9 protein-coding genes and 1 pseudogene are annotated in these 11,909 nt (G+C 72.4%); 5 read left to right on the plus strand and 5 right to left on the minus strand.

What is annotated here, in order from left to right; all coding sequences use genetic code 11:
• Positions 1-39: 39 nt before the first annotated feature.
• The 4 genes and pseudogenes from EES41_RS38840 to EES41_RS44325 all read right to left on the minus strand — a co-directional run.
• Positions 40-981, minus strand: coding sequence for a sugar kinase (locus EES41_RS38840; RefSeq protein WP_123083232.1), 942 nt, complete (start codon positions 979-981; stop codon positions 40-42).
• The gene (locus EES41_RS44315) at positions 978-1,610 is read right to left on the minus strand and encodes a bifunctional 4-hydroxy-2-oxoglutarate aldolase/2-dehydro-3-deoxy-phosphogluconate aldolase (protein ID WP_123083233.1); all 633 of its coding nucleotides are present in this window, start codon (positions 1,608-1,610) and stop codon (positions 978-980) included. The genes EES41_RS38840 and EES41_RS44315 overlap by 4 nt, the downstream gene beginning before the upstream one ends.
• Positions 1,607-1,960, minus strand: a complete 354-nt coding sequence (locus EES41_RS44320) for an SMP-30/gluconolactonase/LRE family protein (protein ID WP_367995822.1) — start codon at positions 1,958-1,960, stop codon at positions 1,607-1,609. Before EES41_RS44320 ends, EES41_RS44315 begins: the two co-directional genes overlap by 4 nt.
• Positions 1,938-2,573, minus strand: a pseudogene (locus tag EES41_RS44325) (SMP-30/gluconolactonase/LRE family protein); the annotation flags it as partial. The pseudogene EES41_RS44325 and the gene EES41_RS44320, both read right to left, overlap by 23 nt.
• Positions 2,574-2,707: 134 nt before the next feature.
• Between EES41_RS44325 and EES41_RS38855 the strand changes: the two are divergent.
• On the plus strand, positions 2,708-3,958 hold the full coding sequence (locus EES41_RS38855) for an ROK family transcriptional regulator (protein WP_123083234.1): 1,251 nt from the start codon (positions 2,708-2,710) through the stop codon (positions 3,956-3,958).
• A gap of 23 nt (positions 3,959-3,981) precedes the next feature.
• Here EES41_RS38855 and EES41_RS38860 read toward each other — a convergent pair whose 3' ends face one another.
• Positions 3,982-4,965, minus strand: coding sequence for a LacI family DNA-binding transcriptional regulator (locus EES41_RS38860; RefSeq protein ID WP_123083235.1), 984 nt, complete (start codon positions 4,963-4,965; stop codon positions 3,982-3,984).
• 270 nt (positions 4,966-5,235) lie between these two features.
• Between EES41_RS38860 and EES41_RS38865 the strand changes: the two genes are divergently transcribed.
• The 4 genes from EES41_RS38865 to EES41_RS38880 all read left to right on the plus strand — a co-directional run bounded on the left by EES41_RS38865 (position 5,236) and on the right by EES41_RS38880 (position 11,712).
• Positions 5,236-7,242: a glycoside hydrolase gene (locus EES41_RS38865; protein ID WP_254211888.1), complete on the plus strand. Its 2,007-nt coding sequence runs from the start codon at positions 5,236-5,238 to the stop codon at positions 7,240-7,242.
• Between the two features lie 139 nt (positions 7,243-7,381).
• Positions 7,382-8,395, plus strand: coding sequence for a metallophosphoesterase (locus EES41_RS38870; RefSeq protein WP_123083237.1), 1,014 nt, complete (start codon positions 7,382-7,384; stop codon positions 8,393-8,395).
• 340 nt (positions 8,396-8,735) lie between these two features.
• Positions 8,736-10,697: an RICIN domain-containing protein gene (locus tag EES41_RS38875; protein WP_367995820.1), complete on the plus strand. Its 1,962-nt coding sequence runs from the start codon at positions 8,736-8,738 to the stop codon at positions 10,695-10,697.
• A 61-nt stretch (positions 10,698-10,758) separates the two neighbouring features.
• Entirely contained in the window at positions 10,759-11,712 is a 954-nt protein-coding gene (locus EES41_RS38880) for a DUF916 domain-containing protein (RefSeq protein WP_123083239.1), read from the plus strand.
• Positions 11,713-11,909: the final 197 nt, after the last annotated feature.

Genomic DNA, 11,909 nt, shown 5'->3' on the forward strand with positions numbered 1-11,909 from the left:
CGGAGGTGAGGTGGGGTGGGGGTGGTCGGGACGCTCCGGTCAGCGGGTGACGTCCGCGCCGTGGAGGAGGTCCAGTTCGGCGCGCCGGGGCAGGCCCTCCCAGTCACCGGAGGCGGCCACCGCGAAGGCCCCGCACGTCGCGGCGAGCAGGAGCCGGCCCGGGAGGGGAGCGCCGTCGAGGAGCCCGGAGAGATATCCGGCGACGAAGGCGTCGCCGGCGCCGATCGGGTCGACCAGGGTGACCGGCACGACGTCCTGGACGGCCTCGCCGCCGTGCGTGACCGCGACGGCTCCCCGGGCGCCGAGTTTCAGGACCGCCTCGCGGGGGCCGAGGCCGAGCAGGGCACGCGCCATGGCGGCGGGTCCGGCCTCGGGGACGATCAGGGAGGCTTCGTCGGGACCGGCGAAAACGATGTCCGCGCGGGCCGCGAGGTGGGTCAGCTCGGCCGCGGCCTCCTCCCTGGTCCACAGCCGGGCCCGGTAGTTGAGGTCCAGGCTGACGGTGACGCCGGCGGCGCGGGCGAGGTCGACGGCGTGCCGGACGGCGGCCCGCGGCCCGTCGCCGAGGGCGGGTGTGATGCCGGTGACGTGCAGGACGCGGGCCCCGGCGACGAGTTCCGGGTCGATGTCCTCGGGGACGAGGCGGGCGCCCGCGAGTCCGCGGCGGTAGTAGGTGACACGGGTGTGGTCGGGTGTGCGGCGTTCGCGCAGCATGAGTCCGGTCGGTGCGGCGTCGTCGACGCGTGCGCGGGTGACGTCGACGGCCTCACCGCGCAGTCCGTCGAGGATCATCGTGCCGGCGCTGTCGGCCCCGACCCGTCCGGTCCAGGACGCCGGGTGGCCGAGGCGGCTGACGCCGATGGCGACCGTGGCCTCGGCCCCCGCGAACCCGAGGCGCAGCGAGGTGCCGCAGGCGAGCGGGCCGGGCCGGTCGGCGGCCAGGACGGCCATGGCCTCCCCGAGGGTGACGAGCGCGGTCATGAGCGGATGCCCTCCAGCAGTGTGGCGGCGCGTTCCCGCAGGGCGTCCAGGTCGCCGCCCTCGCAGGCGTCTGCGATCAGCGGGCTGCCCATGCCGAGTGCGCTCGCGCCGGCCGCGAGATAAGCGGGGGCCTGGTCGAGGCCGATGCCCCCCGTGGGGACGAGAGGGACGTGCGGCAGGGGCGCCCGGACGGCCCGCAGGTAGTCCGGGCCTCCGGCCGAGGCGGGGAAGAGCTTGACCATGGTGGCGCCCTCCCGCCACACCGCCACGATCTCGCTCGGCGTCAGGGCGCCGGGGAGCACCGGGACACCGAGGCGGCGGGCCTCCCTGATGACGTCCAGGCACGTGGCCGGAGTGATGAGGTAGGTGGCGCCGGCTTCCACGGCGCGCATCGCGTCGGACGGGGTCATGACGGTGCCCGCGCCGAGGGCGGTACCGGCCGGTTTGGACTCGGCGTACTCGCGCAGCGCGTGCAGGACCCCCGGTGTGGTGAGGGTGAACTCCACGGCCCGGATGCCCGCTTCGTGGAGGGCGTCGGCGGTGGCGGCGAAGTGGCGGGGCGATCGGGAACGCAGGATCGCTATCACGGGGGCGACGGCGAGTGCGTGGGCCAGGGGGTCGGTCGTCATGCGGGACCTCGGGAGTCGTGTGAGAGGGGGGAGGACCCGGGGAACCGCGCCGGGTCGTCGGCGAAGGGCGGGACCGGCAGGCCGGTGGCACCGGGCCGGCAGATGAAGATCCGGCCGGCGTGCGGCTCCGCCGCGAGCTGCCCGGGCGTCAGCCCGTCGGCGGCGGTGGTGATCATCAGGAGATCCAGGTCCGGGCCGGCGAAGGCGCAGCTGGACACCTGCGAGGCGGGGACCGTCACGACGGCGTGGAGTGCGCCGTCGGGGGTGGGTGTGGGCCCTGACCTGCCCGGCTCCCCACACCGCCACCCAGACCCGGCCCTCGGTGTCGACCGCCAGGCCGTCCGGCACACCGGCGGGGCCGGTGTCGGCGAAGGGACGGCGGCCCGAGAGGGCGCCGGTGGCGGGGTCGTGGTCGAAGACGTCGACCCGGCGCGTGGGACTGTCCGCGTAGTACAGCAGCCGGCCGTCGGGGCTCCAGCCGAGGCCGTTGGAGATGGTGACCGGGCTCAGCACGGTCCTCACGGTGCCGTCGGGGTCGAGGCGGTAGAGGGTGCCCGCGGCCGGGGTCGCGTCGTAGGCCATGGTGCCGGCCAGCAGCCGGCCGCCGGGGTCGCACTTGGCGTCGTTGAACCGTCGCGGCGTGCCGTCTTCGGGGACGACGGGGGCGGCGAACTCCGTGACCGCCCCGGCGCCGTCGACCCGCAGGAAGGACGTTCCGGCGGCCACGAGGAGCCCGCCGGACGCGCAGGGCGCGACCGCTCCGACGGGCCGGTCGAGGCTGACGGTCGTCCTGGGCCCGAGGTCGGGCAGACCGCTGTCGTCGTCACGGGCCACCAGACGAGCCCGGTGGACGAGGCCCGCGGTGATGTCCACCCACAGCAGGTCACCCCGTCCGGCATGCCACACGGGGCCCTCGGTGAGGCGTCCCGGCACGGGCGCGCACGGCAGTGCGGTCAGGTGCATGGTGTCGCTCCTCTCTTGTGCGAGGAAACTCTAGGAGTTCTTCTAACCCATGTAAATACTCATCGTCCAACGCATGGAATAAGCTCGGTCCCGCACCCGACGGCCTCTGCCACGACAAGGGAAGGACGCACCCCATGGCGAAACGCACCGCCCAGGACATCCGCCGCCGCAACCGCTTCGACGCGCTGCGGTGCGTCTTCGCAGCCCCCGGCCCGGTGAGCCGGCAGGAGATCGCCGCGGCGACCGGACTGTCCTTCGCCACCGTGGCCAACCTCGTCGTGGAGCTGCTGGAGGCCGGAGTCCTCCGCGAGGCCGGCCACGAGGACTCGAAGGGCGGGCGCCCGCGGGCACGTCTCGCGGTCAACGCGGAGCGCGGGGCGCTCGTCGGGATCGACGTGGCGGAGACCTCCGTCCAGGTCGAGCTGTTCGACCTGGCGCTGACGGTGCTGCGCGGCGTACGGCTGCCGCTGCCGCAGAGCGACGTCCGGCCGCACGACGTGGTCGACGCCATCGTGGCGGGGGTCGAGGGTCTCTCGGACGCCACGGGCGCGGCCCCGCGCATCCTCGGCGCGGGGGTCAGCGTCCCGGGTCTCGTGGAGCGCGAGGGCGGCGTGTCCGTCTTCTCGCCCTACTGGTCCTGGCGCGACGTGCCCCTGCGCTCCCTCCTCGCCGAGCGCCTCCCGATGCCCCTGTACCTGGACAACCCGCTCAAGGCCGGTACCGTCGCCGAGATGTGGTTCGGCGCCGGACGCGAGGTCGACGACCTCGTCGTACTGACCCTCCGGGCCGGCGTCGGCGCGGGCATCGCGGTCGACGGAGCGCTCTACCGGGGCGCCACCAACAGTGCCGGGGAGTGGGGCCACACCTGCCTGGTCCGCGGCGGCCGCGAGTGCAGGTGCGGCCGGCAGGGCTGCGTCGAGGCCTACGTCAGCTCGCGGGGCATCGCCGACACCGTACGGGAACTGGACGCGGGAAGCCCCCTCCTGGACCCCGACGAGGACGCCGTCGTCGCCAAGGTCGCCCGCGCCGCGGCGGAGGGGGACGCCGTGGCCGCCGAAGCCGTGGCGCGGACCGCCCGCTACCTGGGCGAGGCCGCGGCCGATCTCCTCAACCTGTTCAATCCGCAGACCCTGGTACTGGGCGGCTGGGTGGCCGAACGGCTCGGCGAGCCGCTGCTGCGGCAGACCCGCGACGTCATCGCGGCGCACGCGCTACCGGCGACGCTCCAGGCGCTCACCTTCCAGCGGAGCACCGTGCCGGACAATCCGGTCACCCTCGGAGCCGCCACCTTCGCCCTTGAGGGCTTCCTCGACGACCGCGAGACCTTCGCCACCGTGGCGGCGGGGCGCCGTGCCGCCAGGGCTGCGAAAGCCAGGACGTCCTGAAGGGCGGCCCGGCGTCCGGCCGCTCAGCCGACCGGGGCCGCCGTACTCTCGCGCACCACCAGGACGGGCGCCACCGATGCCTGGCGCGGGCTGCCCGTCTCGCCGCCGATCTGATCGAGGAGCAGAGTGACGCAGTGCCGGCCCACGGCGTCGAAGTCCTGCCGGACCGTGGTGAGGGGGGCGGGGAAGAACGCGGCCTCGGGAACGTCGTCGAATCCGGTCACGCTCACGTCCTGCGGCACGCGCCGCCCCGCCTCTTGCAGGGCGCGCATGACGCCGAGGGCCATCTGGTCGTTGGCGGCGAAGATCGCGGTCACTTCCGGGCGGCCCGCCAGTTCACGGCCGGCGCGGTACCCCGAGGCCGCGGACCAGTCACCGTAGAGGAGCGGTGGTACGACGCTGCCCGCGTCCTTGAGCGAGCGGTGCCACGCCTCGGCCCGGCGGCGCGCCGCGTAGGAGTCACGGGGCCCCGCGACGTGCCAGACCGTACGGTGGCCGAGGCCCAGCAGGTGCGCCACGACGCTGCGGGTCCCCTCGGCCTGGTCGATGTCGACGTTGGCGTAGCGGTGGCCGGTGTCCCCGTCGGCGAAGACCACGGGGACGGCGGACGGCAGCCGGAGTTCGGGGGTGTCCAGGATCTGCGACTCGATGAGGATGATGCCGTCCACCGACTGGACCATCAGCTGCTGGAACGCCTGGCGCACGGCGGCTCCGGTCTGTGCCCGGGCTCCCATGAAGTTCACGAACAGGTCGGCTTCGCGGGCGGCGTCCGAGATGGCGGCGAAGGTCCTGGCATTGCCGTAGGCGCTGATGTCGAAGCTGATGACGCCCAGCGTGCCGAACCGTCCGGTGACCAGCGCGCGGGCCGCCGTGTTGGGCCGGTACCCGAGCATCTTCATCGCGGCCAGCACCCGCTCGCGGGTGGACGCGTCCACGTTCTCCCGGTTGTTGGCCACACGGGAGACCGTCTGCGACGAGACTCCCGCCATCGCGGCGACATCGGCCATGGAAGGCGACTGGCGCAGCGGACGGGACCTCGGTGATCGTGCTCCGACCTCGCGCGGCATGTGAACCGGACCTCCGAACCCCTGCTCCAAGCTGAGTGCGTGGTGCACTCCGTACGGATGTTAGCGCCGCACGCCGAGACGGCGTGCGCGCACGTTACTCGCCGGTTCTCTTGACACGTCCGCCGACCGCTTCGACACTCTCCCCCGCACCCCCGTGTTTACGTAAACATACCGGTAGGGGTGGGCACCGCTCACGACAGGAGATCAGCTGTGCTCGGCACCAGAAGAAGGCCCCGAGGCGCCCCCCGGCGCCACACGCGCACCGCCCTCGCACCCTCGCTCGCGGCCGTCGCCGCCCTCCTCGTCGGCGGTGCGGCGCTACCCCCGGCCGCTGCCGGCCCCGCCCCGGCGGCGGTCCCCGTCCGCCTCGATCCCGGTTACCAGCAGGCGCCGTTCGAAGGGTGGGGCACCTCGCTCGCCTGGTTCGCCAACGTGACGGGCGGCTGGCCCGACGCTCAGCGCAACCGGCTCGCCGACGCCCTCTACGGCGCCGAAGGACTTGGCTTCACCATCGCCCGCTACAACATCGGCGGCGGTGACGGCCCGGAGACCGAGCCCTACATGCGCGCGGGGGCGGCCGTACCCGGCCACTGGAGCCTGCCCGGCCCCGGGACGCCCGACGCCTGGGACCCGGACGACCCCGATCACTGGGACCCGTACGCCGACGGCAACCAGCGCTGGTGGCTCAAGGCCGCCAAGGCCCGGGGCGCCGACACCTTCGAGGCGTTCTCGAACTCGCCGCCGTACTTCATGACCAGCAGCGGACGGGTGAGCGGGGCGGTGAACCCCATGGACGACAACCTCCGTTCCGATCAGTACGAGCGCTTCGCCGCCTACCTGGCCGGGGCCCTGCGGCGCGTGCAGGACAGCACGGGCGTCACCTTCGCCTCCGTGTCGCCCGTCAACGAACCGGCCACCGCCTACTGGCGCGCGGGCGGACGCCAGGAAGGCTCCCACTGGGACCCCGGCTCCCAGGCCCGCGCGATCACGGCACTGCGCGCCGAACTGGACCGCAACGGGCTGCGCACGCCGATCGCGGCGATGGACGAGACGGACCCGGACATGTTCCGTGCCAACTGGGACAGCTACGGCAGCACGGTCCGCGCCACCGTCGGACGGCTCAACACCCACACGTACGGGACGAACGGGCGTGGCGGCGCACGGGACATCGCCAAGGGCGCGCACACGCCCCTGTGGATGTCGGAGGTGGACCTCGGCGGCACGGTCCCGCAGAGCTTCACCGACATGAGCCCGGCCCTCGACCTCGCCGAGCGCATCACCGGCGACCTCACGCAGCTCGAACCCCGGGCCTGGGTGCTGTGGCAGGCCGTGGAGGACTACGAGAACATGACCCCGGCCCACGAGAACTCCAACTGGGGTCTCATCCAGACCGACTTCACCCCGGCCCACGCCGCGAAGGAGCCGCTGCGCAAGAACAAGAAGTACTGGGCGATGGCCCAGTACAGCCGGTTCATCCGGCCCGGATCCCGCGTCATCGGCACGGACGACGACCACACCCTGGCCGCGGTGCGCCCCGGCGGGCAGGGCGCGGTCGTGGTGCACACCAACCCCACCGGGTCGGCCCGGACGATCGCCCTGGACCTCACCGGCTTCCGGGACGTCTCGGCCGCACCGGTGCGGCGCTACACCACGGACGCGACCCGCGACGTCCACCGGGAGGCCGACGTCTTCACCGCCGGCAAACGGCTTGCCGTGACCCTGGCCCCCCACTCGGTCACGACCCTCGTCGTACCGGGCGCGTCCGGCGTCGACCCCGAGAAGTCGGCCCCCGCCGCCGGTCGCCGGCTCCTCGTCAACGACCACAGCGGTCTTGCCCTCACCGCCCCTTCGGCCGGAGCCGGGAGCACCCCCGTCCAGCACCTCCCGGACCGGCTCGACCCCGCACAGCAGTGGCACCTCACCAGGTCGGTGCCCGGCGACTGGAGCAGCACGGCCGCGTACCGGGTGACGAACGCGGGCAGTGGCCGGGCCCTCGCCGTCGCCGACGGCGCACTCACCCTGCTCCCTCCGGGACCGTCCGCACAGCAGCAGTGGATGCTGTCCACCTCCGGGGACGGGCACTACACCTTGATCAACAGCGCGGACGGCACTCTCCTCGACGTCACCGGCGCCTCCACCGCCGACGGCGCCCCGGTCGGCACCTACCGGCCCACCACGGGGCGCAACCAGTCCTGGACCCTCCGCGCGGACCCGTGAGGCACCGGCGACGTGACGACGTCGGGGGAAGTGTTGCCCGGTATTCACGCGCCGGCCGCGTTGGTTGCGTAAACATACGGGGTCTCGTCCCCGGGCCGCGCGCGTTGGCGTCCCGCACCAGCGGAAGGACCACCCGTCCATGAAACGCAGGTCTCTGATCACCGCGACGGCAGCCGTCGCCCTCGGCGCCGCGCCCTCGACGACGGCCTCGGCGCAGCCGCTCGGCCGCGCTCCGAGCGCGCCGCTGTGCACGTTCAACGTCATCAGTGACATCCAGGGGGACTTGGGCGACCTGGCCGTCGCCCTGAAGGACATCGCGGCCACCGCCCCGGACAGCGCGGGACTCGCCGTGGCGGGCGACATCACGCCGCGCGGTTACGACTTCGAGTACGCGGCGGTGCGGCAGGTGCTGGAGCGAGGTCCGCGCCCGCGCGAGATCGCCTGGGCCATCGGCAACCACGAGTTCTACGTCCCCAAGTACGCCGACCCGCAGACACTCGCCCTGGCGACCTGGCCCAACGGCACCACCGAGGACTCCCTGTTCCGCAGCTTCTACCGGTTCGCCGGCCGCAGCGCGGTGTACGCCGAGACGACGTTCGGCGGGATACCCGTCCTGACCATCGGAACCGAGCGCTACATGCATTACCACGACCCCAAACTCTGGGACGAAGTGTGGCTGAGCGAGGCGCAGTTGTCGTGGCTGGAAGAACGCCTGAGGTATTGGTCCGGACGTCGCAAGCCGGTCATGGTGGTCGCCCACCACCCACTGCCGGACACGGTCTCGGGGACGCGCAACAAGCTCTACACGAGCGACTACCTCCAGGCCGACGCACTGCTCGGCCTGCTGGGCCGATACCGCGACGTGTTCCTCTTCAGCGGGCACACGCACTGGAACCTGTCCCTGTCCGACTGGTGCGTACGGCGGGTGGTGCCCGGCACGGCGAACCTGGACGGCTTTTCGGTGATCAACACCGGAGCCGTACAGACCGGCTTCACCGACAACGGACAAGGCGGTGAGAGCACGGTCCCCGGCGTCTTCAACCAGGGCCTCCAGGTCGAGGTGCATCGGGACCGCGTCGTGGTCAAGGCCCGCGACTTCGCGGCGGGACGCTGGCTCAAGCGGACCTCCGTCCCCCTGGCCACCAGGATCTGACCGGCCGCCAGGACCTGACCGGCCACCAGGACCTGACGAACCGCGTGCGGGGGCCGGGCAACCGTCGGGAGCCTTCGCGCATCTCACCCCCCGGCCCCCGCAGGCCCGACAGCGGCGGCTCCGAGGCGCCCAGGGGAGCTGACTCTCCGCCATGAGGCACACACAAGCCGTCATATTCTTTTACAAGCCGTTGACATTCAGGCAATGAGCGGGCCACTCTCTGGGCGTAAATGTTGGTTCACGCGCAGAAATGTTGCTTCCTGTGTGAGTGGGGGTGGGACCCCTCACTCACACGGGCGCCACGGACGCGCGGCGACATCGAGGATCCGCATTGCGAAGAGTGAGATCCGTTCTCGTGGGCCTGAGCCTGCTCCTCCCCGTTCTGGGCGGGGCGCCCGCGGCGCTCGCCGCACCCGTCACCGCCGAATCCGGTACCCAGTTCCCGGACGCCACGGGGCAAGGGGTGCAGGCGCACGGCGGCGGAGTGCTCAAAGCCGGCGACTACTACTACTGGTTCGGTGAGGACCGGGGCGAGGACAACAAGTTCCGTTACGTCTCGGCCTACCGTTCCAAGGACCTGAAGAGCTGGGAGCCCCGCGGGCACGTGCTGACCCAGGAGGCCGACCCCGAGATCCGCTCCGCGGTGATCGAGCGGCCGAAGGTCCTCTACAACGAGAAGACCGGACAGTTCGTGATGTGGATGCACAAGGAGGCGGACGACTCCTACGCCGAGGCGCGGGCCGCGGTGGCGGTCTCCTCGACGGTGGACGGCCCGTACGAGTGGAAGGGCTCCTTCCGTCCGAAGGACGCCTCGGGCACCGAGCACATGTCCCGCGACATCACGGTGTACGAGGACAAGGCCGCCGGCAAGGCCTACATGATCTCCGCCGCCAACCACAACGCCGATCTGCACATCTACGAGCTCACCGACGACTACACGCAGGTGAAGGGGCTGGTGGCGAACCCGTGGCCCGGCCAGCACCGCGAGTCGCCGGCGCTGTTCAAGCGCGGGGAGGTGTACTTCATGCTCACTTCCGGGACGAGCTATTGGGACCCGAACCAGCAGAAGTACGCCACCGCCACCAGCCTCGCCGGACCGTGGTCGGCGATGAAGGACGTCGGGAACCACGACGGCCACCACTCGCAGACGGCGTTCGTCCTGCCGGTGGAAGGCACCGAGACCACCTCCTTCCTCTACATGGGGGACCGCTGGGCGGGCGTGTGGTCCGATCCGAAGCGCGTCAACGACTCGAAGTACGTGTGGCTGCCGCTGGAGTTCCCCACGGCCACGACCATGACCCTTCCGTGGTACCCCCAGGTCGCGATCGACACGGAGACGGGCCGGATGTCCGGCTCCGGCGGCGACCCCCTCCACACGATCACCGGCAAGCAGAGCGGCGCCTGTGCGACCGTGGCGGGCAGCCTCTCCGACAATCAGGTGCCCGTGACCCAGGAGAAGTGCACCGGCGGCCTGAACAGCCGGTGGCGGTTCACCGACAACAACAACGGGTACGTCCGCGTCCTCGCCCAGCACAGCGGCAAGTGCCTCGACGTCGCCGACAGGTCGACGGCCGACGGGGCCGAGGTCAGGCAGTACGACTGCGGCTGGGGCGACAACCAGCGCTGGCGCTTCGAGACCCTCTCCGACGGGTACGTCCGGATCGTCGCCCAGCACAGCAGCAAGTGCCTGGACGTCCAGGGCGGATCCGATGCGGCGGCCGGAGCCAGGATCGTCCAGTCGCAGTGCGACGGATCAGCCGGCCAGGCGTGGAAGGTCGCCGCCGCCGCGGATCCGACCGACCCGACCGACCCCACCGACCCGACCGACCCGACCGACCCGCCCGCCCCCGGAACGGCCGACCAGCGGCTCACCACCTCGGTCAGCGCCGGCGTGCTCACCATGTCCACCACGGCGGAGCCCGTCCGGCTGCCCCCGGTCGACTTCGGTGCCGGAGGAACCTCGGCCGGACGTCTCAACACCGTCGCCGTCAAGGACTTCCGCGGCGGCAAGTCCGGCTGGTCACTGACGGGCAGGGTCACCGACTTCACCGGGCCGCGCGGAAAGATCGACGCCGGCCGGCTCACCTGGACGCCCACGTGCACCACCAAGCCCGACAGCCCCAGCTCCTGCACGGCGGGAAGCCCGGGAGCCGTAGGAAAGGACGGCGCGACCCTGGCTCACGCCCCCGACGGTGACCTGACCGGCGGAGAGTTCACCGCTGACGCCGCCGTCTCCTTGGACATCCCGAAGTACACGCCCGTCGGCGACTACGCCGGAACGCTCACCCTCACCCTCCTCTGACCGCGCCCGCGTGCCGGACGCCATGCGTCCGGCACGCGGCGCCCCAGAAAGCTGAAGAGCCATGCGCACAGTCCCCGTCGCCCTCCTCCTTCTTGCCCTGACGGCCCTCGACCCCGCACCGGCCGCAGCGGCGGACAACGGCGAATGGTCGGTCAGGCCCGCGGACTCCGCGATCACACCGCGGGCGGCGTTCCAGCTCCCGGCGAGCCCCGGCGCGACGCTCTCCGACCGGGCGGTCGTCACCAACACCACGGACGGCGCCCTGACGTTCCGCCTCTACGTCGCCGACGCCCACAACACGGAACGCGACGGCGGACTGGCCGTGCGCGGTGTCGAGGAGACCCAGCGGGACGTGGGCGCCTGGGGAAAGCCCGAACGCGACGTCATCACGGTCCCGGCCCGTTCGTCGCTGACGGTCGGCATCACCCTCCGCATTCCCTCCGACGCCTCGCCGGGCGACCACGTCGGGGCCCTGGTCGCCGTCGACGAGCGCGTGCGCCCGGGGGCGGGCTCCCACGTGGGCGTCCGGCGCGGCGTCGGAGCGAGGATCTACCTGCGCGTCGACGGACAGCGCCAACCCGGCGTCGCCGTCGAGGACGTCCGGTTCACGGCGCGGAACCCGTGGATACCGTGGACCGGCGCCAGCGGGTCGACCGTCGCGTACACCCTGCGCAACACGGGCAACGTGACCCTTGCTCCCCGGGTGTCCGTGTCCGCGGGCGGGGTGTACGTGGGAGGGCCCGCCGAACGGCAGTTGACGGGAGTGCCGGCGGAACTGCTTCCGGGCCAGAAGGTGCGGCTCTCCGCGTCGTGGCCCGGCGCGCCCTTCGCGGGCTGGGGCGACCTCACCGTCACGGCACGAGCGGACAGCCTCCGCGGTTCCGCGTCCGACGGCTTTCTGGAGGTGCCGTGGCTTCTCGCGGGGATCCTGGCGCTCCTGTCCGCCGCCGGGCCGCTGATCCTCCGGCGCAGGCGCAAGGCGGTGCGGACCGCGCGGTCCGCCGACGGCGAGTGAACCAGATCCGGACCTTGAGCCCGTGCGATCGAGCCGATGTGCGGGCGCAGGTGCTCCTGTATGAGCCCCGTAAAGGGCCAGGTCCGCGCGGGTCGGAGCGGACGGGCCGGCCGCGCGGGCGCGACGCGGCCGCTTGACACCGGGTCTCCAGAGCCCTCAACCTTCCGAAGGCGATCGATTCTGTGGAGATGTGTTTG

The organism is Streptomyces sp. ADI95-16 (assembly GCF_003721495.1).
In the GTDB taxonomy this organism is placed as follows: Bacteria; Actinomycetota; Actinomycetes; order Streptomycetales; family Streptomycetaceae; genus Streptomyces; species Streptomyces goshikiensis.

Excerpts from the sequence above, each read along its gene's own strand:
- EES41_RS38870 (WP_123083237.1), top strand. The coding sequence starts at position 7,382 with ATGAAACGCAGGTCTCTGATCACCGCGACGGCAGCCGTCGCCCTCGGC.
- EES41_RS38860 (WP_123083235.1), bottom strand. The coding sequence starts at position 4,965 with ATGGCCGATGTCGCCGCGATGGCGGGAGTCTCGTCGCAGACGGTCTCC.
- EES41_RS38880 (WP_123083239.1), top strand. The coding sequence starts at position 10,759 with ATGCGCACAGTCCCCGTCGCCCTCCTCCTTCTTGCCCTGACGGCCCTC.
- EES41_RS38840 (WP_123083232.1), bottom strand. The coding sequence starts at position 981 with ATGACCGCGCTCGTCACCCTCGGGGAGGCCATGGCCGTCCTGGCCGCC.
- EES41_RS44315 (WP_123083233.1), bottom strand. The coding sequence starts at position 1,610 with ATGACGACCGACCCCCTGGCCCACGCACTCGCCGTCGCCCCCGTGATA.
- EES41_RS38855 (WP_123083234.1), top strand. The coding sequence starts at position 2,708 with ATGGCGAAACGCACCGCCCAGGACATCCGCCGCCGCAACCGCTTCGAC.